The organism is Micromonospora ureilytica, assembly GCF_015751765.1.
GTDB lineage: Bacteria > Actinomycetota > Actinomycetes > Mycobacteriales > Micromonosporaceae > Micromonospora > Micromonospora ureilytica.
The window spans coordinates 5,137,006-5,159,143 of record NZ_JADOTX010000001.1 but is presented as its reverse complement, the minus strand read 5'-3'; the positions used below and the strand labels follow the sequence as shown (position 1 = coordinate 5,159,143).

The following is a 22,138-nucleotide window of genomic DNA, read 5'->3' as shown; positions in this document are numbered from 1 at the left end:
AGTGAGCTTGCGAGCCCCGCAGTCGCGAACGGGAAGGCGACGCCGATGAGTGTTTTCACTGATGAGACCCGGGAGCGGGCGCGCGAGATCATCGCCCGTTACCCGGCGGACCGGTCCCGCTCGGCGTTGCTGCCGCTGCTGCACCTGGTGCAGGCCGAAGAGGGGTACGTCTCCCCGGCCGGGGTCGCGTTCTGCGCCGAGGTGCTGGGGCTGAACAAGGCCCAGGTCGGCGCGGTGGCCACCTTCTACACGATGTACAAGCGCAAGCCGACGGGTGACTTCCTGGTGAGCGTCTGCACCAACACGATGTGCAATGTGCTCGGTGGCCAGGAGGTCTACGACACCCTCGCCGAGCACCTGGGCGTCGGGCACGACGAGACCACCGCCGACGGCACGATCACGCTGGAGCACGCCGAGTGCCTGGCGGCGTGCGACTACGGCCCGGTGATGACCGTCAACTACGACTTCTTCGATGGTGTGGACGCCTCCACGGCTGTCGGTGTGGTGGACGAGCTGCGGGCCGGTGGCCGGCCGATGCCGACCCGGGGCGCCCGGCTCTGCACCCTCAAGGAGATGGCGGTGCAGCTCGCCGGTTTCGCCGACGAGCGCGACGGTGCGGTGGCCGACGGCGGACCGGGCGAGCCCACCCTGCGCGGGCTGCGGCTGGCCCAGCAGCACGGCGTCTCGGTGCCGGGCTTCGACCCGAACACCCCGATCCGCAGCAAGGCCGAGGCCGACAAGGCCGCCGCCGAGGCGAAGGCGAAGGCGGAGGCCACCAAGCCGGCGCCCGTCGAGGCCAGCGCGGCACCGGTCAAGGGTGGCGACGGGGCGTCCGCAAAAATTCCCGCGGAGACCTCGCCGCCGGAACCGCGTGACGCGCAGAAGGCGGCGGCCGCCGGTGTTGCGGCCAACGAGCCCGCTGGCGACCGCAAGCCCGCCGGCGACGAGGCCGGGGCGCAGGAGCGCAACCTCACCGAAGCGAAGGCTGGGACGGACGCCGACGGCGCCGGACGGGCGGACGCGAACGAAACGGGGGCCCAGAAGTGACCACTCCCCGCCCGGAGACGCTGGCCAAGCTGACGCCGGTGCTGACCAAGCGCTGGCTGTCGCCGGATGCCTGGCGGATCGGCACGTACGAGCAGCTGGACGGCTACGCCGCGCTGCGCAAGGCGCTCAAGGCCCACCCGGACGACCTGATCCAGCTGATCAAGGACTCCGGGCTGCGCGGCCGAGGTGGCGCCGGCTTCCCCACCGGCCTCAAGTGGGGCTTCATTCCGCAGGGCGACGGTAAGCCGCACTACCTGGTGGTCAACGCCGACGAGGGCGAGCCGGGCACCTGCAAGGACCTGCCGTTGATGACCCACGACCCGCACGCGCTGGTCGAAGGCGTGATCATCGCGTCGTACGCGATCCGGGCCGCCCGCGCCTACATCTACATCCGGGGCGAGGCGGTGCACGCCGCGCGTCGGCTGCGCAGCGCGGTCCAGGAGGCGTACGACAAGGGCTACCTGGGCCGGAACATCCTGCGCAGCGGCTACGACCTGGAGCTGGTGGTGCACTCCGGCGCCGGGGCGTACATCTGCGGCGAGGAGACGGCGCTGCTGGACTCGCTGGAGGGGTTCCGGGGTCAGCCCCGGCTGCGCCCACCGTTCCCGGCCACCCACGGCCTGTACGCGAGCCCGACTGTGGTGAACAACGTCGGCACCATCGCCAGCGTCCCGCCGATCGTGCTCGGTGGGGCCGACTGGTGGAAGAGCATGGGCACCGAGAAGTCCTCCGGGCCGATGATCTACTCGCTCTCCGGTCGGGTGGCCAATCCGGGCCAGTACGAGTGCTCGATGGGTGTCACGCTGCGCGAGCTGCTGGAGCTGGCCGGTGGCATGCAGCCCGGCCACAACCTGCGGTTCTGGACCCCGGGCGGCTCGTCCACCCCGTTGCTCGCCGCCGAGCACCTGGACGTGCCACTGGACTTCGAGGGGGTGGCGGCGGCCGGCTCGATCCTCGGCACCACTGCCACGCAGATCTTCTCCGACCAGGACTGCCCGGTCTACGCGACGTACCGGTGGCTGGAGTTCTACCACCACGAGTCGTGCGGCAAGTGCACCCCGTGCCGCGAGGGCAACTACTGGATGGTCCGGGTCTACCGGCGGATCCTCGCCGGTCAGGGCACCCACGAAGACCTGGACACCCTGCTGGACACCTGCGACAACATCCTCGGCCGCTCGTTCTGCGGTCTGGGTGACGGCGCGACCAGCTCGGTGACCTCCTCGCTGAAGTACTTCAAGCAGGACTACCTCGACTACATCGAGGGTCGGACCGCACCCAAGCTGTCGGAGAAGACCCTGGTAGGGGCGCACTAATGACCGACGTAGCCAAGCAGACCGAGACCGTCACCCTCACCATCGACGGCGTCGAGGTCACCGCCCCCAAGGGGACGCTGCTGATCCGGGTCGCCGAGCAGATGGGCACCGAGATCCCCCGGTTCTGCGACCACCCGCTGCTGGCCCCGGCCGGCGCGTGCCGCCAGTGCCTGGTCGAGGTGGAGGGGCAGCGCAAGCCTGTCGCCTCCTGCACCCAGACCGTCGCCGACGGCATGGTCGTGCGTACCCAGATCACCTCCCCGGTGGCCAAGAAGGCGCAGGAGGGGGTGATGGAGCTGCTGCTGCTCAACCACCCGCTGGACTGCCCGATGTGCGACAAGGGCGGTGAGTGCCCGCTCCAGAACCAGGCGATGTCCACCGGCCGCACCGACTCGCGCTTCCACGAGCACAAGCGGGAGTACGAGAAGCCGATGGCGATCAGCAGCCAGGTGCTGCTGGACCGCGAGCGGTGCGTGCTCTGCCAGCGGTGCACCCGGTTCTCCGATGAGATCGCCGGCGACAAGTTCATCGACCTGATGGGCCGGTCGTCCGCCGAGGAGATCAACATCTACCGGGACGACGCGTACGGCGAAGAGGGCGACGCGGGGGATGTCCCGTTCAACTCCTACTTCTCCGGCAACACCGTTCAGATCTGCCCGGTGGGTGCGCTGACCGGTGCCCAGTACCGCTTCCGCGCCCGCCCGTTCGACCTGGTCTCCAGCCCGAGCGTCTGCGAGCACTGCTCGGCCGGCTGCGGGCAGCGCACCGACTGGCGGCGCGGCAAGGTGCTGCGCCGGCTGGCCGGCGACGAGCCGGCGGTGAACGAGGAGTGGAACTGCGACAAGGGCCGCTGGGGCTTCCAGTACACCCGGGCCGCCGAGCGGCTGACCACTCCGCTGGTCCGCGACGAGCACACCGGTGAGCTGCGCGAGGCGTCCTGGAGCGAGGCGCTCACCGTCGCCGCCGAGGGGCTGCACGCCGCTCGGGAGAGCCAGCAGGGCACGGCGGTGCTCACCGGCGGTCGGTTGACCGTGGAGGACGCGTACGCGTACGCCAAGTTCGCCCGGGTCGCGTTGAACACCAACGACATCGACTTCCGGGCCCGGCCGGTCTCCCGCGAGGAGGCCGACTTCCTGGCCAGCTCGGTCGCCGGGGTCACCGACGTCACCTACACCGACGTGGAGAACGCGCCGGCGGTGGTGCTTGTCGGCCTGGAGCCCGAGGAGGAGTGCCCCATCCTCTTCCTGCGGCTGCGCAAGGCGTACCTGAAGAAGACCCTGACGGTGTACGCGCTGGCGCCCTTCGCCACCCGTGGCCTGGAGAAGCTCGGTGCCAAGCTGGCCCGGGTGGTGCCGGGCGAGGAGGCCAGCGTGCTCGCCGAGCACGCCACGGTCAGCGAGGCGCTGAGCGCACCGGGCGCGATCCTGATCGTCGGCGAGCGGTTGGCAAGTGTGCCGGGTGGGCTCTCCGCCGCGGCCGACGTGGCTCGGCGTACCGGCGCGAAGCTGGCCTGGGTGCCGCGGCGCGCGGGTGACCGCGGCGCGGTCGACGCGGGCTGCCTGCCCAACCTGCTCCCCGGTGGACGCCTGGTCACCGAGCCGGCCGCCCGGGCCGAGCTTGGTGAGGCGTGGGACATCCCGGCCGGGGTGATCCCGAGCCAGGCCGGTCGGGACACCGACGGCATCCTGACCGCGGCCGCCAACGGGCAGCTCGGAGCACTTGTCGTCGGCGGTGTCGACCCGGCCGACCTGGCCGACCCGCGACTGGCCGAGTCCGCCCTGGACGCGGTGCCGTTCCTGGTCAGCCTCGAGCTGCGCGCCAGCGCGGTGACCCGGCGGGCGAACGTCGTGCTGCCGGTCGCCCCGGTGGCCGAGAAGGCCGGCAGCTTCCTGGACTGGGAGGGCCGGCTGCGTCCGTTCGAGGCGGTGCTCAACACCGCGGCGATGACCGACGGTCGGGTGCTCGACGCGCTGGCCGCGCTGCTCGACGTGCGCCTCGGCACGGCCGACGTGCCGAGCGTGCGTCGCGAGCTGGGCACGCTGCCGGCGACGCGGATGTCCCGTCCGGCCGCGCCGTCGGTCGCGCCGGGCCGTGTGCCGGAGCCGAAGGCCGGGGAGGCCGTGCTGGCCACCTGGCACCAGCTGGTGGACCTCGGCACCCTGACCGAGGGCGACGAGAACCTCGCCGGGACCGCCCGTCCGCCGGTTGTCCGGCTGGGTAAGGGCACCGCCGAGGCGCTCGGTGTGGTCGACGGTGACGCGGTCACTGTCGGCACCGACCGGGGGGCGCTGACCCTGCCGGCGGAACTCACCGAGATGCCGGACGGCGTGGTCTGGCTGCCGACCAACTCACCCGGCTCGACCGTGCGGCGCAGCCTCGGGGCGACGTCCGGCGCGGTCGTCCGGATCTCCGTCCCCGCACCGAGCACGGCCATCCCGGCCGGGCGCGTGGCGGCCGACGAGACCGGTCTCCCGGGTCCACTCCTCAGTTCTGGGGGTAACCAGTGACTTCGTCAATCCTCGCCCAGGATCCGACGCTTGCCGACTTCGGCCGGGATCCGTGGTGGCTGGTTCTCGGCAAGATTGTCTTCGCGTTCGCCTTCGGTCTGCTGGCCACCCTGCTCGGGGTCTGGTTCGAACGGCGCGTGGTCGGTTACATGCAGGTGCGGCCCGGCCCCAACCAGGTCGGCCCGTTCGGCCTGCTGCAGACCCTCGCCGACGGCCTGAAGATGGCCTTCAAGGAGGACATCCTGCCGAAGGCGGCCGACAAGGTCGTCTACTTCTTCGCCCCGACCATCTCGGTGATCTGCGCGGTCACCGCCCTGTCGGTGGTGCCGTTCGGCCCGATGGTGAGCATCTTCGGTCACCACACGCCGTTGCAGGTCACCGACGTGCCGGTGGCGGTGCTGCTGCTGCTCGCCTGCTCCTCGATGGGCGTCTACGGCATCGTGCTGGGTGGTTGGGCCTCCGGCTCGACGTACCCGCTGCTGGGTGGTCTCCGGTCGAGCGCCCAGATGATCTCCTACGAGGTCGCCATGGGGCTGAGCATCGTGGCGGTCTTCATGACCGCCGGCACGATGAGCACCAGCGGGATCGTCGCCGCTCAGGGCGACGGCACCGAGCTGAGCATCTTCGGCCAGACGATCCCGGCGCCGGGCTGGTACGCGATCCTGCTGCTGCCGAGCTTCATCATCTTCTTCATCGCCACGGTGGGTGAGACCAACCGGGCGCCGTTCGACCTGCCCGAGGCCGAGTCCGAGCTGGTCGCGGGCTTCATGACCGAGTACAGCTCGTTGAAGTTCGCGCTCTTCATGCTCAGCGAGTACGTGGCGATGGTGACCATGTCCGCGGTCACCACCACGCTGTTCCTGGGCGGTTGGCGGGCACCCTGGCCGATCACCATCTGGGAGGGCGCCAACTCCGGTTGGTGGCCGATGCTCTGGTTCTTCGGCAAGGTGATCGCGCTGGTCTTCGTCTTCGTGTGGCTGCGTGGCACGCTGCCCCGGCTGCGGTACGACCAGTTCATGCGGCTCGGCTGGAAGGTGCTGCTGCCGATCAACCTGGTCTGGATCCTGGTCCTGTCGGGCCTTCGCTCGATCGAGGACTGGGACACCCGCGGCAAGGTGATCGCCGTCGGCATTCCGGCCGGCATCCTGCTGATCGCCTCGATCTTCTGGCCCAGCCGGCGCCCGAAGTCGAAGCCGACGACGCAGGAACAGGTCGACAACCGGCCGCACGGGAGCTTCCCGCTGCCACCGATGGATCTTCAGGTACCACCGAGCCCGCGTATCACGCGCGTGGTCGCCGAGCGGGAGCCGGCCAACATCGTTGCCGGCTCGGACTCCAGGGAGGTGTGACGTGGGCGCGATCACCGGAACGTTCAAGGGATTCGGTGTCACCTTCTCGCACATGTTCAGGAAGGTCGTCACTACCGACTACCCGTTCAAGCCGCCGGTGTCGGCGCCGCGCTACCACGGGCGGCACATCCTCAACCGGCATCCGGACGGCCTGGAGAAGTGCATCGGCTGCGAGCTGTGCGCCTGGGCCTGCCCGGCGGACGCGATCTACGTCGAGGGTGGCGACAACACCGACGAGGAGCGCTTCTCGCCGGGTGAGCGGTACGCCAGCGTCTACCAGATCAACTACGCCCGGTGCATCTTCTGCGGGCTGTGCATCGAGGCCTGCCCGACCCGGTCGCTCACCATGAGCAACGAGTACGAGCTGGCCCGGGACAACCGGCAGGACCTGATCTTCACCAAGGAGCAGCTGCTCGCGCCGTTGCTCGAGGGTATGGAGCAGCCGCCGCACCCGATGCGGCTGGGTGACAGCGAGAAGGACTACTACGTCGGCGCGCTGGACAACCCGGGCACCTCCGCCGGTGCGGAGAAGTCCCCGATGGGGCCCGGCCACTACCAGGTCGAGGAGCACCCCGGCGTCACGTTCCCGGGCGCCGAGCAGGCCGCCCAGCGCGTCGCGGCCGGCAAGGGAGAGAAGGCATGACCACGTCTACGGTGCTGGCCGCGGCGGGTGGGGTGTCCGGTGGCGAGGAGGTCACCTTCTGGATCCTCGGCCCGCTCGCGCTCATCGGCGCGATCGGGATGGTGGCCGCCCGCAACGCGGTGCACTCCGCGCTCTGGCTGGTGCTCACCATGCTCTGTCTGGGCGTGTTCTACGTGCTCCAGGCCGGGCCGTTCATCGGCATGGTGCAGATCATCGTCTACACCGGCGCGATCATGATGCTCTTCCTCTTCGTGCTGATGCTTGTCGGTCGGGATTCCACCGACTCGCTCATCGAGACGTTGCGCGGCCAGCGGGTCGCCGCGATCGTGCTGGGCCTGGGCTTCGCCGGCCTGGTCGGCGGCGCGCTCTACCGGGCGCTGCAGGGGACCACAGCGGTCGGCCTGGAGCAGGCCAACGCGGAGGGCAACGTCCAAGGCATCGCCCGACTGCTCTTCACCAAGTACGTCTTCGCGTTCGAGCTGACCTCGGCGCTGCTGATCACCGCGGCGGTCGGTGCCATGGTGCTCGCGCACATCGAGCGTCGTAAGCAGGACAAGGTCGACCAGGTGTCGACGATGCGGGCCCGTTTCGCGCCGGGCAACTACCCCGGCCCCAAGCCGGGCCCCGGTGTCTTCGCGACCTCGTCCTCGGTGGCCACCCCGGCCCGACTGCCGGACGGCCGCCTCTCCGAGCGGAGTACGCCGGACATCCTGCCGGTGCGGGAGTTGACGGCGCAGGAGACCACGCTGAAGGGGACGGACCGGTGAGCGCGAGGAGTGCAGCGCAGCGGAGCCCCGCAGTCGCGAACGAAAGCGAGTCCAGCCATGACGCCTGACTACTACCTGGTGCTCGCGGCGGTGCTGTTCACCATCGGCGCCGCCGGGGTGCTCGTCCGGCGCAACGCGATCGTGCTGTTCATGTGCGTGGAGCTGATGCTCAACGCGGCCAACCTGACGCTGGTCACCTTCAGCCGGATCAACGGTGACCTGAACGGTCAGATCATGGCGTTCTTCGTGATGGTGGTGGCGGCGGCCGAGGTCGTGGTCGGGCTCGCGATCATCATGTCCATCTTCCGGACGCGACGCTCGGCGAGTGTCGACGACGCCAACCTGCTCAAGTACTAGAGGGGTCCACCGGTGGAAGAGACTGTGGAATACGCCCAGGCCACGGGGCTGCTCGGGGGCGTCTGGCTGCTGGTGGCGATCCCGCTGGTCAGCGCGGCCATCCTGCTGCTGCTCGGCCGCCGGGCCGACCGCTGGGGGCACTGGTTGGGCGTCGGCGCCATCGGCGCCGCGTTCGTGCTCGGCCTGAGCTTCTTCTTCCAGCTGCGTGGCCTGGAGAACAAGTCGGTCGAGCTGAGCCTCTGGGACTTCATCGCGGTGGGCGATCTGCGGGTCGACTTCGGCCTGCTCTTCGACCCGCTGGCCGCGGTCTTCGTACTGCTGATCACCGGGGTGGGTTTCCTGATCCACCTGTACGCGGTGGAGTACATGTCGCACGACGCGGGCCGTCGTCGGTTCTTCGCGTACTTCAACCTGTTCGTCGCGGCGATGCTGCTGCTGGTGCTTGGCAACAACTACGTGATGCTGTACTTCGGCTGGGAGGGCGTCGGTCTGGCGTCGTACCTGCTGATCTCCTTCTGGACGGAGCGTCCGAGCGCGGCCACCGCCGGCAAGAAGGCGTTCCTGATGAACCGGGTCGGCGACGCCGGCCTGGCCATCGGCATCTTCATCATGTTCGCCACCCTGGGCACCACCCAGTACGACGAGGTGTTCAACGGTGTCGGCGCGCTGACCGGCACCACAGTGCTGGTCCTCGGCCTTTTGCTGCTGCTCGGCGCGGCCGGTAAGTCCGGTCAGTTCCCGCTCCAGGCGTGGTTGCCGGACGCGATGGAGGGCCCGACGCCGGTGTCGGCGCTCATCCACGCCGCCACCATGGTCACCGCGGGCGTCTACCTGATCGCCCGGTCCAACCCGATCTTCTCCGCCAACTCGACGCTGCAACTCGTTGTGGTCAGCGTCGGCGCGCTCACCCTGCTGATCGGCTGCATCATCGGTGCGGCGAAGGACGACATCAAGCGGGTGCTCGCCTGGTCGACGGTGAGCCAGATCGGCTACATGTTCCTCGGTGTGGGCCTCGGCGGCGCGGCGTACGCGCTGGCCATCGTGCACCTGCTGGCGCACGGCTTCTTCAAGGCCAACATGTTCCTGGGCGCCGGCTCGGTCATGCACGGAATGAAGGACCAGGTCGACATCCGCCGCTTCGGTGGGCTGTCGAAGTACATGAAGATCACCTGGCTGACCTTCATGATGGGCTGGCTGGCCATCATCGGCATGTTCCCGTTCTCCGGCTTCTTCTCCAAGGAGCCGATCATCGTGGCCGCCTTCGAGCGGGACGACTGGACCGCCTGGCTCTTCGGCGGGGCGGCGCTGCTCGGCGCCGGGCTGACCGCGTTCTACATGACGCGGCTGTTCGTGCTCACCTTCCACGGTCCGCAGCGGTGGACCGAGGACATCGAGCACCCGCACGAGTCGCCCAAGCTGATGACCATCCCGCTGATCCTCCTGGCGGTCGGGTCGGTCGGCGCCGGCTTCCTGCTCGCCACGTCCGTTCCGGACTGGTTGACCGAGACCGCCGGGCTGGGCGGCGAGCACGCCGAGCACGAGGCGGTCCTCTCGCACGCCGTGATCACCACGCTGTCGCTGCTGGTCACCGTGCTCGGCGCCGGGCTCGCCTGGTTCCTGTTCCGGGCCGGTACGGCCACCGCGCCGCAGCCGGCCGGGGTGCTGGTCACCGCCGCCCGGCGCAACCTCTACACCGACGCGGTCAACGAGGCGGTCTTCGAGAAGCCGGGCATCTTCCTCACCCGGGCGCTCGTGTACCTCGACAACCGGGGCATCGACGGGCTCGTCAACGGGCTCGCCGCCGCGGTCGGCGGGGGTTCGGGTCGCCTCCGTCGGATGCAGACCGGCTTTGTCCGCTCGTACGCCACCTCGATCCTGGCCGGTGCGCTGCTGGTGATGGCGGCGTTCCTGGCGGTGCAGGCGGGGTGGTTGGCGTGATCGACCTGTTCCCGGCCGCCCCCGCCGGCGGACCACGCAGTGACGACGGAGGTAAGGCCGCATAATGTCCAACTTCCCGTTCCTCTCGGTGCTCACCGTGGCGCCGCTGGTGGGCGCCCTGGTGGTGGCCTTCCTGCCGCGCCACCGCCCGGAGCTGGCCAAGCAGGTGGCGTTCGCCTGGTCGCTGCTGGTGCTGGTGCTCTCGGTGGTGATGTGGGTTAGCTTCAACGCCGGCGGTGACCGGTTCCAGTTCCGCGAGTCGTACTCGTGGATTCCGAACTGGGGTGTCAGCTTCACCTTCGCCGCCGACGGCATCGCGCTGGTCATGCTGATGCTGATCGCGGTGCTGGTGCCGCTGGTGATCCTGGCGTCGTGGCACGACGCGGAGTCGTCGAAGCGGTCGGTGCCCGTCTACTTCGCGCTGCTGCTGGTCCTCGAGTGCACGATGATCGGCGTCTTCGCGGCCGCCGACGTCTTCCTGTTCTACGTGTTCTTCGAGGTCATGCTGGTCCCGATGTACTTCCTGATCGGCAGCTACGGCGGCCACCAGCGGCAGTACGCGGCGGTGAAGTTCTTCCTCTACTCGCTCGTCGGCGGTCTGTTCATGCTGGCCGCGGTGATCGGCCTGTGGGTGGTCGGTGGCAAGACCTTCGACTGGCAGGCGCTCTCGCAGGTCGACATCAGCAGCGGCACCGAGCGGTGGCTGTTCCTCGGCTTCTTCCTCGCGTTCGCCATCAAGGCGCCGTTCTTCCCGTTCCACACCTGGCTGCCCGACGCCGGTGGTGCCGCCCCGGCGGGCGCGGCGGCGCTGCTCGTCGGTGTGCTGGACAAGGTCGGCACCTTCGGCATCCTGCGCTACTGCCTGCCGCTGTTCCCCGAGGCGTCGAAGTGGTTCGCGCCGTGGGCGCTGGCGCTGGGCGTGATCGGCATCGTCTACGCCGCGCTGCTGGCGGTCGGTCAGAACGACCTCAAGCGGCTGGTGTCGTACACCTCGATCGCGCACTTCGGCTTCATCGGGGTGGGCATCTTCGCCTTCACCACCCAGGCCGGCACCGGCGCGGTGCTCTACATGCTCAACCACGGGCTGGCCACCGGCCTGCTGTTCCTGGTGGTGGGCATGCTCATCTCCCGGCGTGGTTCGTCGCTGATCAGCGACTTCGGTGGCGCTGGCAAGCTCGTCCCGGTGCTCGCCGGGGTGCTCTTCTTCGCCGGTCTCGCCTCGCTGGCGCTGCCGGGTACGGCGCCGTTCATCTCCGAGTTCCTGGTGCTGATCGGCACCTTCACTGTGAACAAGCCGGTAGCGGTCATCGCCACGCTCGGTATCATCCTGGCCGCCGCGTACGTGCTGTGGATGGTGCAGCGCACCACCCAGGGCACCCTCAACCCGGCGTTGACCGAGGTCGACGGCATGCGCCGGGACCTCAACCTGCGTGAGAAGGTCGTGGTCGCCCCGCTGATCGCGCTGATCGTGCTGCTCGGCTTCTTCCCGAAGCCGGTCACTGACGTGATCAACCCGGCCGTCCAGGCGACCATGGACGACATCGGCAGAACCGACCCGGCCCCGTCGGTGGGCACCGTCCAGGAGGCGGCAAAGTGACCGAGTTGAAACTGCCGTCGATCGACTACGCGGCGATCGCTCCGATCCTGATCATGCTGGGCACGGCGTTGCTCGGCGTGCTGGTCGAGGCCCTGGTGCCTCGGCGCTGGCGGCACGTGGTGCAGCTGACGTTGGCGCTGCTGGCGGTGCTCGCGGCACTGACCATGGTGGTCCTCAGCGCCGACGAGCGGATCATCACCGCCGGCCAGTCCCTCGCGATCGACGGGCCGACGCTCTTCCTCCAGGGCGCGATCCTGGTGCTGGCCGCGATGGCGCTGCTGCTGATCGGTGACCGTTCGGTCGAGCGGGGCGGGGCGTTCGTCGCCCAGGCTGCGGTGACCGCCGAGTCGGCCGACGACCGGCGGCAGGCCGAGGGGCGCAACGGCCTCACCGAGGTCTACCCGCTCACCACGTTCGCTATCGGCGGCATGCTGATCTTCGTGGCGGCGAACGACCTGCTGACCATGTTCATCGCGCTGGAGGTCTTCTCCCTGCCGCTCTACCTGCTCTGCGCGCTGGCCCGTCGCCGGCGTCTGCTGAGCCAGGAGGCGGCGATGAAGTACTTCCTGCTCGGCGCGTACGCCTCCGCGTTCTTCCTGTTCGGCGTGGCCCTGATCTACGGCTTCACCGCCGGCATGCCGGGCCGCTCGGCCGGCGTCGACTTCGCCACCATCCACGCGGCGGTGAGCGAGTCACCGGCCAGCCCGGTGCTGCTCTTCGCCGGCATGGCGCTGCTCGCCATCGGTCTGCTCTTCAAGGCCGCGGCGGCCCCGTTCCACGTGTGGACCCCGGACGTCTACCAGGGCGCTCCGACCCCGGTCACCGGGTTGATGGCGGCCTGCACCAAGGTCGCCGCGTTCGGTGCCCTGCTGCGCGTCTTCCAGGTCGCGTTCGCCGACGCCAACTGGGACTTCACCCCGGTCCTCGGCGCGGTGGCGGTGCTGACCATGCTGGTGGGTGCGGTGCTGGCGGTCACCCAGACCGACATCAAGCGGCTGCTCGCGTACTCCTCGATCGCCAACGCCGGCTACCTGCTGGTCGGTGTGTTGGCGCCGAGCCGTGACGGGCTCGCCGGCACGATGTTCTACCTGGTCGCCTACGGCTTCTCGGTGCTGGCCGCGTTCGCCGTGGTGACCCTGGTACGCGACGAGGACGGCGAGGCCACCCACCTGTCCCGCTGGGCCGGGCTGGGCCGGCGGTCGCCGTTCTTCGCCGCGCTGTTCACGTTCATCCTGCTCGCCTTCGCCGGTATCCCGCTGACCAGCGGCTTCACCAGCAAGTTCGCCATCTTCGGGCCGGCGCTGGAGGGTGGCCAGGCCTGGCTGGTGATCGCCGGTGTGCTGACCAGCATGGTGCTCGCGTTCCCGTACCTGCGGGTCGTGGTGATGATGTGGCTCTCCGAGCCGGGCGAGTCCACCCCGACCGTCACCGTGCCCGGTGGGCTCACCTCCGCGGCGCTGATGATCGGTGTGCTGGCGACCCTGGTGTTGGGCGTCGCCCCGGCGCCGCTGCTCGATCTGGCCACCGGAGCAGCCGAATTCGTTCGATAACCGAAGGATCGATCACCGGGGGTCGGCGCGTGTTCACGCGCCGGCCCCCGGTGCGTATCCCCGGCCCGGAGCAGGTCGAACGCGTGTGGCATGGTTGATAGCGTGGTGAATCCGGCGGGCGAGCGTTCAGGTGCCTCCGGCTCCGGCGGTCGGCGGGGTCGGGCGAGCACGAGTCAGTTCGGCGCGCTTGGCCTCAACCTCGCCGATCCCCGTGTCGAGGCATCCGTGTTGGGCCTACTCGACACGGTCGAGGTCGAGTTGCGGGCCAGCGTGGCCAGCGCCGACCCGTTCGTCACCGAGGCTGCCCGGCACCTCGTCGAGGCCGGCGGGAAGCGTTTCCGGCCGTTGCTGGTGGCGCTCGGCGCCCAGTTCGGTGACCCGACAAGTGCGCAGGTGGTCCCGGCCGCCGTGGTGATGGAGCTCACTCACCTCGCCACCCTCTACCACGACGACGTGATGGACGAGGCCGCCGTCCGTCGGGGCGCGCCCAGCGCGAACTCCCGGTGGACCAACTCGGTAGCCATCCTGGTCGGCGACTACCTCTTCGCCCGCGCGGCGGACATCGCCGCCGACCTGGGCCCCGAGGCGGTCCGGTTGCAGGCGCGCACCTTCGCGCGACTGGTGCACGGCCAGATCGCGGAGACGGTGGGGCCGCGCGCCGACGACGACCCGGTGACCCACTATTTGCACGTGATCGCCGAGAAGACCGGCTCGCTGATCGCCACATCGGCCCGGTTCGGCGGCATGTTCGGTGGCGCCGCTCCGGAGCACGTGGAGGCCCTCGCCGGGTACGGCGAGACGATCGGCGTCGCCTTCCAGCTCTCCGACGACCTGCTGGACATCGCCTCCGAGTCGGTGCAGTCGGGCAAGACCCCCGGCACGGACCTGCGCGAGGGTGTCCCGACCTTGCCGGTGCTCTACGCCCGCGAGGCGGACGACTCCGACGCGTCGTCGGTGCGGCTGCGGGAGATCCTGGCGACCGGCCCGTTGACCGACGACGCGCTGCACGCCGAGGCGTTGGGGCTGCTCCGGGAGAGCCCGGCGCTCAAGCGGGCCCGGGAGACCGTGCGCAGCTACGCCGAGGAGGCCCGCGCGCAGCTCGCCCCGCTGCCGAACGGCCCGTCCCGCAGCGCGCTCGAGTCGCTCTGCGACTACATCGCCGACCGCACCAGCTGATCCACGCCCCGGCCCGCTGCGGCGGCGGCGTGGGTCAACAGTCGGCTGCCGACGAGCATGAGGGCGGCGGCGAGCAGCATCGCCACGGCCGCGATGCTCCACATCGCCGGGTAGCCGAGGTGGGCGGCGAGTGGGCCCAGGCTCAGCGGGCCGAGACAGCCGCCCGCGTACACCCCGGTCTGGGTGATCGAGGTGGCGGCGGCCGGTGACTGTGGGTGGAGCCGGACCACCGCGAAGTTCATCAGGCCGGGCCAGGCCCAGCCCAGGCCGAAGCCGAGCACCACGCCGACCACCAACGGCACCGAGCCGGTCAACGCGAGCAGGCCCAGCCCGACCGCGCCGACGAGCAGCATCGCGGCGATGAGGGCGACGTGGCCGGTCTCGCGGCGGTCGGCCAACCAGCCGGCGCCCACCCGTGCGGCCACGCAGACCGCGCTACCCAGGGTCAGCGTGAGGCCGGCGAGGCCCGGCGACAGGCCCCGGGCCGCGGCGGAGTCCACCAGGAAGGTGCCCAGCGAGTTGGCCGCGCCCGAGGCCAACGTCGCCGCCGCGCCGATCACCACAAGCGCCGTCGTCGCCCGCCCGGCGCGTGTGGCACCGGCTCGCCGTGCCGGGCCGGGCAACTGCCGGGGTACGGCGGCCAGCGTCGTCAGCGCGGCCACGGCGGCGGCAACGAACGCCCAGCGCCAGCCGGCGGTGAGCGCGATGGTGGGCACTGCGACACCGGCCAGCAGGGTGGAGACCGGAATGGCGGCCTGCTTGACACCGAACGACAGCCCTTGCCGCCGGGCCGGCACGTGTTGGGCCAGCGCGGCGTTGCTGGCCAACTGGCCGAGCGCGTTCGCGGCGGCGCTGAGCGCCAGCAGGCCGACCAGCACCGGGTACGACCGGGCGAAGGCGGCCACGGCCAGCATCGACCCGGCGGCCAGCAGGATGCCGCAGCGGGCGACCACTGCCGGTCCGTACCGTTCGACCAGGCGGCCGGAGGGCACCGAGGCCAGCGCGCTGACCCCGAAGTAGACGGAGACGGCCAGGCCCAGACCGGCCGGCGAGAAGCCGAGGTCAGCGCCCATCTGCACGGCGAGACCGCCGAGCAGGAAGACCGGGAGTACGCAGGCCACTGTGGTGACGACTGCGCCGGCGCTGGCCCGGACCGGGTGGGGCTGGGCGATCGCCGGATCGGGGGTTGTGGAGGTGTCGCTCATCGTTCGGCAAACCTACGCGAGCCCCACTCAGAGCACTCCTGGTGACCGGCAGGGCACAAGCTGTGGATGGTGATCTGGCATCCTCGACCCGAACAGGCATTTCGCACCGGGCCTGTTTTTCATATGGTGTAAGTCCCCGGCGGCGGAGGTGGTTGTGCGCGACCCCTTGGCAGAACCTTCGGACCTGATTCGCAGCGTGTCCCGAGCGCTACGGGTGCTGGAGTCGGTCGGTCGCGCCCCGAAGGGCCTGACCGTGAAGCAGATCGCCCGGCGCTGCGAGCTGACCGTGGCCACCACCTACCACCTGGTCCGCACCCTCGCGTACGAGGGCTACGTGATCCGTCGCGAGGACGGCACGTACATCGTGGGGTTGGAGGTGGCCGACCGGTACCGGGAGCTGGTGACGGCGTTCCGGGGCCCGCCGGCGGTCGGTGAGACGCTGCGGCGGGCCGCCCTGGACACCGGCTACAGCCACTACCTCGGTCGGTTCGTGGGCGGTCAGGTGGCCCTCACGGCGGTCGCCGAGGGGCACCGCTCGCCCTACCTGGAGGACCTGGTCCCCGGCTTCGACGAGGGGGCGCACGCGACAGCTCTCGGCAAGTCGCTCCTCGCCACCCTCACGACCGACCAGCGCTACCGCTATCTCCGCGAGTACGGCATGCGCCCGTTCACCACCGCCACGCTGACCACCACCGAGAGTTTCGAGGCCGACCTGGCCGCCGGTGACCGGCGAGGCATGCAGTTGGAGATGGGGCAGTTCCGGCAGGGGGTGGCCTGCGCGGCGGTGCTCGTCGCGCCGGACAAGGACATGGAACGCCGGGTCGTGCTGGCCTGCGCGTTGCCGGCCAGCGAGATGATGACCTCCGCCCGGGTGGTACGCGCCAAGCTGCTCACCGTGGCCCGCAGCGTGGCCGACGGCATCGCCTCCGACAACTGACCGCCGAGAGGCCCTCTCCCGGGCTGGGAGAGGGCCTCTCGGGGCGGTCCGGCGCCGGACCGCCGGAGCAACGTCAGCGGGGGCTATCGGCCGCTCAGCTGCCCACCGGGCCGCCGTCGAGGCGCCAGGTGACCACCACGCCCGGCTTGGCGTAGTCGCCGTCCGGCCAGTTCGAAGCCGGGTTCTCCACCGAGCCCCCGGTGATCTCGCCCGGGTGCTGCACCGCGACGAAGACCGAGCGGTTGTCGCCGGTGATGAACGGGCCGCAGGTCTCCGCGCCGAGCGGCACGGTCAGGAACTGCTTGAGGTGACCCCGCTCCGGGCCCTCCACCGCGACGGCGAACAGGCCGTCGTTGCTGCCCAGCGCGTTGCCGTCGGTGGAGATCCAGAGGTTGCCGGTGGCGTCGAAGGCGACGTTGTCCGGGCAGGAGATCGGGGAGACCTTGGTCTTGTCGTACCCGGCGAAGAAGGTGGACTGGTCGGTCGGGTCGCCGCAGACGATCGGCAGCGACCAGGCGAAGGTCTCCGCGGCGTTGTCGTTGCGATCCTCGACCAGCTCCAGGATCTGCCCGTGCTTGTTGGCGTTGCGCGGGTTGGCCTCGTCCGCCTTCGGGTTGCTGCCGACACCACGGTTGGTGTTGTTGGTCAGCGCCACGTACACCTTGCCGGTGAGCAGGCTCGGCTCGACGTCCTCGGGGCGGTCCATCTTGGTCGCGCCGACCTTGTCGCCGGCGAGCCGGGTGAAGGTGAGCACGTCCGCGGCGGTCATCCCGTCGACGAACGACCGGTTGCCGCTGACCAGCCTGATCCAGCGACCCCGGCCGTTGAACGCGCCGTCGGTGGGGAGCTTGCCCGAGCCGTCGATCTCGGCGGCGCTGGTCTGGTCGAGCTTCGCCACGTAGAGCGTGCCGGACTCCAGCAGCGTCAGGTTGTGCTTGCGGGCAGCCCAGGAGTTGCCCTTCATGAACTTCTTGTCCGAGACGAACTTGTAGAGGTAGTCGAACCGCTCGTCGTCGCCCATGTACGCGACCACGTGGCCGTCCTTCGCGACGATCACGTTGGCGCCCTCGTGCTTGAACCGGCCCATCGCGGTGTGCTTGCGCGGACGGCTCTCCGGGTCGAACGGGTCGATCTCGACGACCCAACCGAACCGGTGTGCCTCGTTGGGGTGCTTCGCCAGGTCGAAGCGCTCGTCCGCGCGCTCCCACTTGCGGCTGCCGCTGGGGTAGCGGCTGGCGGTGCTGATGCCGTAACGGTCCAGCTTCGGCTTCAGCTCGGCCGGGGCGGCGTCGGCGCCCACGAAGTACTGGTTGAAGTTCTCCTCGCCGGAGAGCACAGTGCCCCACGGGGTCACGCCACCGGCGCAGTTGTTGAGCGTGCCGACGACCGTGCGGCCCCTGGGGTCGGCGGCGGTCTTCAGCCAGGCCGAGCCGGCGGCCGGACCGGTCAGGTCGAACTTGGTGCTCAGCGCGGTGACCCGCCGGTTGTACGGCCGCGGGCCCTTGTCGACCGGCTTCCACTGCCCGGTGCCGGCGACCCGCTCAAGCTCCACCACTGACATGCCGTGCGCGGCCATGGCGGTGCGCAGCTGCTCCACGGAGAGCCCGTCCAGGCCGGGGAAGCCCGGGAACATCAGGTCCTCGTTCGTGTACTCGTGGTTGACCACGAGCAGCGCCCGCTTGCCCTGCTTGTCCAGCGGCAGCACGCCCACGAAGTCGTTGTTGTAACCGAACTGCTTGGACTGCGCGGCGGCGGTCTGGTGACGCAGGTCGAACTCCGGGGCGCCCGGCAGCACCGGGTCACCCCACTTGATCACCACGGCGTGGTCGTAGCCGTTCGGCACGACAAGGGTGTCCAACTTGTTCGGTGGGATCGGCTTGAAGGTCAGCGCGCCGCTGCCGACCCCGGTGCTGGGACGGCCGAAACCGAAGGCCTCCGGGACGTCCGGGGTGGTCGGGGCCGCCACTGCCGGGGCCGCGCCGGCGAGCGCACCGGCCGCAGCGCCGCCGAAACCGAGCACCAGCGCGCCGACCGCGCCGGCCCGCACCACGCCACGCCGCGAAACCTCGGCGTTCACCACATCACCGAAGTACGCGTTGTCGGAGGTGTTCGGCACCGGGTGGTCACACGCGTTTCCGCACCGGTACAGACAGGTCATGGCGTCACGGGTGCCATGACGGGCGCCGTTCAACAGGGGGAGCAGCCGGGGACGGTCGCTCATGGGGGAGGCCTCCAGAGAAGTCGGTGACACGACAGGCGGCGTACCAGCCGGACGCTAGGAGGACGTGGTGAGCGCACGTCAGCCGCGATGTGAACCGGGCATGAACACCTTCGTGGGCGGCGACCACCACGCAACCGGTCTGACCTCGGGCTGAACCGATCGGCGTGACCGCACGTATTCCCGAGCGGACGCACCGCCGGACGCGCGCCGGAAGCGAGGAGACCGCCATCAGCGACCACGACGCCCAACTGCTGCGCGCGCTGCACGACGAGCACGCGGAGGCGCTGTACGCCCATGCCCTGCGGCTGGTCAACGGGGACCGGCAGCGGGCCGAGGACCTGGTACAGGAGACGCTGCTGCGGGCCTGGCGACATCCGGAGTCACTCGACCCGAGGCGCGGATCGGTGCGGTCCTGGCTGTTCACCACCGCCCGCAACCTGGCCATCGACGCCTGGCGGCGGCGATCCACCCGGGTCGGCGAGGTGTTCACCGACGATCTGCCCGAACCGCCCGAGGTGATCGACGAGGCGGAACGGGCGGTGGAGGCGTGGACCGTCGCCGAGGCGCTGAACCGGCTCAGCCCGACCCACCGGGAAGTGCTTGTCGAGTGCTTCTACCAGGGGCGGTCAGTGGCCGAGGCGGCGTCCCGCCTGGGCGTACCGCCAGGGACCGTGAAATCCCGCACCCACTACGCGCTGCGGTCTCTACGGTTGGTCCTGGCCGAGATGGGGGTGACGGGATGACCGGGTGCGAGTTCGCGTACGACGACGGCGCGTACGTGCTTGGTGCCCTGGCCCCGGCCGAGCGGGCGGCCTACGAGCGGCACCTCGGCGGTTGCGCCTCGTGCCGGGAGGCGGTCGCCGAGATCGCCGTCCTGCCCGGGTTGCTCGGGCGCCTCGACCCGGCGGGGTTGGAGCAGATCCTGCCGCCGCCGGCCCCGCCCCGGGTGCCCGCGCTGCTCGACGAGGCCCGCCACCGCCGTCGTCGGGAACGCTCCGCGGACCGGCGACGGTACGCACTGACCACACTGGCCGCCGCCGGGCTGGCGGTGCTGGTCGGCGTGGGCACCGCCGTGGCGCTGCCTCGACCGGTCAGCCCCTCCCGGCCGCCCGGCGCGCAGGGCAACCAGGCCCCGCCGGTGTCGATGGTCGCCATGCGACCGGTGGCCGCGGCCGGGCCGGTGCACGCCGACCTCGGGCTCACCGGCACCAAGTGGGGCACCGAGGTGACCATGCGCTGCGGGTACGACGCGCGGACGAGCTACGGCAAGGCGTACCCGTTCCGGCTGGTGGCGCGGGGCCCGAACGGCGCCACCGAGCAGATCGGCTCCTGGCTGGCGGCCCCCGGCGACGACCTCAGGTTCACCGGCGCCACCAGGTTCACCGACGCCGAGTTGGTCAGCGTGGAGCTGCAGAAGGCCGACGGCACCCCCCTCCTCACCTACGCCGTCCCCTAACCCACCCACCCCACCTCGGCCCTCCGCGATCTTGCACTTTCTGCCCTTCCATAAGGGGCGTGGCCGGCATATCGACCACCGAAACTGCAAGATCGCGGGGTCAGGGGGTGGGGAGAGGGGTCGGGACGGGGGTGGGTTGGCGCGACTGGCGGGTGCGGCGGGAGGTTCGGACGGCGTCGGCGGTGAAGACGATCAGGGCCAGCCAGACCAGTGCGAAGCCGGCCAGGCGGGCCGGCGGCATCGGCTCGTGGAAGATCAGCACACCGCATCCGAGCTGGAGGATCGGCGCCAGGTACTGGACCATGCCGAGGCTGCTCAGGGGCAGCCGGTTGGCCGCCCCGGCGAACAGCAGCAGCGGAATCGCCGTGGCCGCGCCGGCCAGCACCAGCAGCGCGGTGTGTCCGGCTGACACGTGCCCGAAGGCCAGGTCGGACTTCGCCGTCAGCCACGCCAGGTAGCCCAGAGCCGGCAACGCCAACACCGCCGACTCGACGAAGAGCCCCTCCGCGGCCGGTAGCCCGAGCCGCTTCTTGACCAGGCCGTAGCCGGCGAAGCTGAACGCCAGCGTCAACGCCAACCAGGGCAGCCGGCCGTAGTCCACGGTGAGCACCGCGACCGCCGACGCGCCGATCCCCAGCGCCACCCACTGCGCCGGGCGGAGCCGCTCCCGCAGCACAGTCACCCCGAGCAGCACGACGACCAGCGGGTTGATGAAGTAGCCGAGCGCGGTCTCCACCACCCGGTCGGAGTTGACCCCGTAGATGTAGGTGCCCCAGTTGACAGCGATCAGCGCGGCGGCGGCGACGATGCCCGCCACCGCCCAGGGGCGGCGTAGCAGCGCCCGCAGGAAACCGACGTTGCGCAGCGCCGCCAGCAGCAGGGCCACGAAGACCACCGACCAGACGATCCGGTGGGCCAGGATCTCCAGCGGGCCGGCGGGTCGCAGCAACTTCAGGTAGAGCGGAAAGAAACCCCAGAGCAGGTACGCGCCGAGGCCGTAGAGGTATCCCAGGCGGAGTGGCGTCACGCCTCCACCGTAAGGGGCGTAGTGCTGCTTTGTTCCTTTCCGGTGATCGGGGTCACCGGGGTCCGCCGGTCCAGCTGCATCCACCGTTGCGGCGCGTCCAGCGGGGTGAAGCCCACCCCCGCGTACACCTGGTGGGCGTCGTTGGTGCAGAGCAGGATCCGGCGTACGCCCAGCTCGTCCAGGTGGTCGCGGACCGCGCCGGCCAGCCACCCGCCCAGCCCGCGACCCCGGGCGGCCCGGTCGACGTACACGTCGCAGAGCCAGGCGAAGGTGGCACCGTCCGTGACCACCCGGGCCACCGCGACCTGTCGGCCGTCCTCCGGCCGGTAGATGCCGAACGGCAGTGAGCCGGCGAACGACCGCTCGGTGGTTTCCCGGTCCCGTCCGAGCGCCCAGTACGCGTCGGTGGACAACCAGTGGTGCACCAGGTCCAGATCGATCCGCGCCGGATCGGTGCTGAGCAGGTGACCGTCGGAATAGGTAAGCGAGAACATGCCGCGACGCTAACCGCCGAGGCGGGCGGTCTGGCCGTCACATTCCCGGATTCTGGTCATCGGCCCGCCGGGGCCCCGGCCGAGGTCGGAGCCCCGGACGGACCGGGTCGGTGCTGGCTGGTCGGCGGTCAGTCCCGGTCGAGGACGGCGCCGAGGATCCAGGTCACGATGCTCACGAAGAGGGCACCGAGCACGGCTGCCGGCCAGAAACCGTCCACCTCAAACGGCAGCCCGGCCTGGTCGGCGATCCAGCTCGTGAGGAGGAACAGCAGCCCGTTCACCACCAGGGCGATGAGGCCCAGGGTCAGCAGGTAGAAGCCACAGCCGACGGTCTTGATGATCGGCTGGAGAACCGCGTTGACCACACCGAAGATCACCGCCACCAGGAGCAGCGTGGTCACCGTTTCGGTGGCCGAGTTCGAATCCAGGGAGATGCCCGGGATGAGGAGCGTGGCCAGCCAGAAAGCCAGAGCTGTGCTGGCCAGCCGAATCAGCAGACCTTTCAGAAAACCCATGGCGGGGATCGTGCCACGGACCACGCACCGGCGTAACCC

Annotated in this window: 19 protein-coding genes; 14 read left to right on the top strand and 5 right to left on the bottom strand. The window is 70.3% G+C overall.

All coding sequences use genetic code 11. The features are described from left to right. Window positions 1–45 precede the first annotated feature (45 nt). The 11 genes from nuoE to IW248_RS23445 all read left to right on the top strand — a co-directional run bounded on the left by nuoE (window position 46) and on the right by IW248_RS23445 (window position 14,244). The gene (gene nuoE, locus IW248_RS23495) at window positions 46–1,047 is read left to right on the top strand and encodes an NADH-quinone oxidoreductase subunit NuoE (protein WP_196928712.1); all 1,002 of its coding nucleotides are present in this window, start codon (window positions 46–48) and stop codon (window positions 1,045–1,047) included. Continuing rightward, window positions 1,044–2,360, top strand: a complete 1,317-nt coding sequence (gene nuoF / locus IW248_RS23490) for an NADH-quinone oxidoreductase subunit NuoF (protein ID WP_196928711.1) — start codon at window positions 1,044–1,046, stop codon at window positions 2,358–2,360. The genes nuoE and nuoF overlap by 4 nt, the downstream gene beginning before the upstream one ends. Then, the gene (locus IW248_RS23485; protein WP_196928710.1) at window positions 2,360–4,867 is read left to right on the top strand and encodes an NADH-quinone oxidoreductase subunit G; all 2,508 of its coding nucleotides are present in this window, start codon (window positions 2,360–2,362) and stop codon (window positions 4,865–4,867) included. The genes nuoF and IW248_RS23485 overlap by 1 nt, the downstream gene beginning before the upstream one ends. Beyond that, window positions 4,864–6,216 (top strand): NADH-quinone oxidoreductase subunit NuoH, encoded by a 1,353-nt coding sequence (gene nuoH, locus IW248_RS23480; RefSeq protein ID WP_196928709.1) that lies wholly within the window; start codon window positions 4,864–4,866, stop codon window positions 6,214–6,216. The genes IW248_RS23485 and nuoH overlap by 4 nt, the downstream gene beginning before the upstream one ends. A gap of 1 nt (window position 6,217) precedes the next feature. Continuing rightward, entirely contained in the window at window positions 6,218–6,859 is a 642-nt protein-coding gene (nuoI, locus tag IW248_RS23475) for an NADH-quinone oxidoreductase subunit NuoI (protein ID WP_196928708.1), read from the top strand. Next, window positions 6,856–7,626, top strand: coding sequence for an NADH-quinone oxidoreductase subunit J (locus IW248_RS23470; protein ID WP_124821337.1), 771 nt, complete (start codon window positions 6,856–6,858; stop codon window positions 7,624–7,626). Before nuoI ends, IW248_RS23470 begins: the two co-directional genes overlap by 4 nt. Before the next feature lie 57 nt (window positions 7,627–7,683). Then, the gene (gene nuoK, locus IW248_RS23465; RefSeq protein ID WP_030486270.1) at window positions 7,684–7,983 is read left to right on the top strand and encodes an NADH-quinone oxidoreductase subunit NuoK; all 300 of its coding nucleotides are present in this window, start codon (window positions 7,684–7,686) and stop codon (window positions 7,981–7,983) included. Between the two features lie 12 nt (window positions 7,984–7,995). Continuing rightward, window positions 7,996–9,921 carry an NADH-quinone oxidoreductase subunit L gene (gene nuoL / locus IW248_RS23460; protein WP_196928707.1) on the top strand — a complete coding sequence of 642 codons (1,926 nt, stop codon included), beginning with the start codon at window positions 7,996–7,998 and terminating at the stop codon, window positions 9,919–9,921. A 64-nt stretch (window positions 9,922–9,985) separates the two neighbouring features. Then, on the top strand, window positions 9,986–11,518 hold the full coding sequence (locus IW248_RS23455) for an NADH-quinone oxidoreductase subunit M (RefSeq protein WP_196928706.1): 1,533 nt from the start codon (window positions 9,986–9,988) through the stop codon (window positions 11,516–11,518). After that, a complete protein-coding gene (gene nuoN, locus IW248_RS23450; RefSeq protein ID WP_124821334.1) occupies window positions 11,515–13,068 on the top strand; it encodes an NADH-quinone oxidoreductase subunit NuoN in 1,554 nt (517 codons plus the stop codon). The genes IW248_RS23455 and nuoN overlap by 4 nt, the downstream gene beginning before the upstream one ends. Before the next feature lie 90 nt (window positions 13,069–13,158). After that, entirely contained in the window at window positions 13,159–14,244 is a 1,086-nt protein-coding gene (locus IW248_RS23445; RefSeq protein ID WP_124821333.1) for a polyprenyl synthetase family protein, read from the top strand. On the opposite strand, the gene IW248_RS23440 is transcribed toward IW248_RS23445, so the two are convergent. After that, window positions 14,220–15,449: an MFS transporter gene (locus IW248_RS23440; protein ID WP_196928705.1), complete on the bottom strand. Its 1,230-nt coding sequence runs from the start codon at window positions 15,447–15,449 to the stop codon at window positions 14,220–14,222. The genes IW248_RS23445 and IW248_RS23440 overlap by 25 nt on opposite strands. Window positions 15,450–15,603: 154 nt before the next feature. Between IW248_RS23440 and IW248_RS23435 the strand changes: the two genes are divergently transcribed. Continuing rightward, window positions 15,604–16,386, top strand: a complete 783-nt coding sequence (locus tag IW248_RS23435; RefSeq protein ID WP_124821331.1) for an IclR family transcriptional regulator — start codon at window positions 15,604–15,606, stop codon at window positions 16,384–16,386. A 94-nt stretch (window positions 16,387–16,480) separates the two neighbouring features. Here the strand turns inward: IW248_RS23435 and IW248_RS23430 are convergent, their stop codons facing one another. Beyond that, window positions 16,481–18,607, bottom strand: coding sequence for a PhoX family protein (locus IW248_RS23430; RefSeq protein WP_196928704.1), 2,127 nt, complete (start codon window positions 18,605–18,607; stop codon window positions 16,481–16,483). Between the two features lie 227 nt (window positions 18,608–18,834). Here IW248_RS23430 and IW248_RS23425 point away from each other — a divergent pair, with 227 nt between their 5' ends. Both IW248_RS23425 and IW248_RS23420 read left to right on the top strand, forming a co-directional pair. Continuing rightward, complete coding sequence (locus IW248_RS23425) at window positions 18,835–19,350, top strand: sigma-70 family RNA polymerase sigma factor (protein WP_051708644.1); 516 nt, start codon at window positions 18,835–18,837, stop codon at window positions 19,348–19,350. Continuing rightward, complete coding sequence (locus IW248_RS23420) at window positions 19,347–20,063, top strand: anti-sigma factor family protein (protein ID WP_124821329.1); 717 nt, start codon at window positions 19,347–19,349, stop codon at window positions 20,061–20,063. Before IW248_RS23425 ends, IW248_RS23420 begins: the two co-directional genes overlap by 4 nt. 100 nt (window positions 20,064–20,163) lie before the next feature. Here the strand turns inward: IW248_RS23420 and rarD are convergent, their stop codons facing one another. The 3 genes from rarD to IW248_RS23405 form a co-directional block, all read right to left on the bottom strand. After that, on the bottom strand, window positions 20,164–21,090 hold the full coding sequence (gene rarD, locus IW248_RS23415) for an EamA family transporter RarD (protein ID WP_196928703.1): 927 nt from the start codon (window positions 21,088–21,090) through the stop codon (window positions 20,164–20,166). Further along, entirely contained in the window at window positions 21,087–21,584 is a 498-nt protein-coding gene (locus IW248_RS23410) for a GNAT family N-acetyltransferase (RefSeq protein WP_196928702.1), read from the bottom strand. The genes rarD and IW248_RS23410 overlap by 4 nt, the downstream gene beginning before the upstream one ends. Window positions 21,585–21,712: 128 nt before the next feature. Then, a complete protein-coding gene (locus IW248_RS23405) occupies window positions 21,713–22,099 on the bottom strand; it encodes a phage holin family protein (protein WP_030334166.1) in 387 nt (128 codons plus the stop codon). Window positions 22,100–22,138: the final 39 nt, after the last annotated feature.

Bases quoted from the DNA above. Each gene is read 5' to 3' on its own strand.
- nuoE (WP_196928712.1), top strand. From the start codon at position 46: ATGAGTGTTTTCACTGATGAGACCCGGGAGCGGGCGCGCGAGATCATC.
- IW248_RS23485 (WP_196928710.1), top strand. From the start codon at position 2,360: ATGACCGACGTAGCCAAGCAGACCGAGACCGTCACCCTCACCATCGAC.
- IW248_RS23470 (WP_124821337.1), top strand. From the start codon at position 6,856: ATGACCACGTCTACGGTGCTGGCCGCGGCGGGTGGGGTGTCCGGTGGC.
- nuoK (WP_030486270.1), top strand. From the start codon at position 7,684: ATGACGCCTGACTACTACCTGGTGCTCGCGGCGGTGCTGTTCACCATC.
- IW248_RS23455 (WP_196928706.1), top strand. From the start codon at position 9,986: ATGTCCAACTTCCCGTTCCTCTCGGTGCTCACCGTGGCGCCGCTGGTG.
- IW248_RS23445 (WP_124821333.1), top strand. From the start codon at position 13,159: ATGGTTGATAGCGTGGTGAATCCGGCGGGCGAGCGTTCAGGTGCCTCC.
- IW248_RS23440 (WP_196928705.1), bottom strand. From the start codon at position 15,449: ATGAGCGACACCTCCACAACCCCCGATCCGGCGATCGCCCAGCCCCAC.
- IW248_RS23430 (WP_196928704.1), bottom strand. From the start codon at position 18,607: ATGAGCGACCGTCCCCGGCTGCTCCCCCTGTTGAACGGCGCCCGTCAT.
- IW248_RS23420 (WP_124821329.1), top strand. From the start codon at position 19,347: ATGACCGGGTGCGAGTTCGCGTACGACGACGGCGCGTACGTGCTTGGT.
- IW248_RS23410 (WP_196928702.1), bottom strand. From the start codon at position 21,584: ATGTTCTCGCTTACCTATTCCGACGGTCACCTGCTCAGCACCGATCCG.
- IW248_RS23405 (WP_030334166.1), bottom strand. From the start codon at position 22,099: ATGGGTTTTCTGAAAGGTCTGCTGATTCGGCTGGCCAGCACAGCTCTG.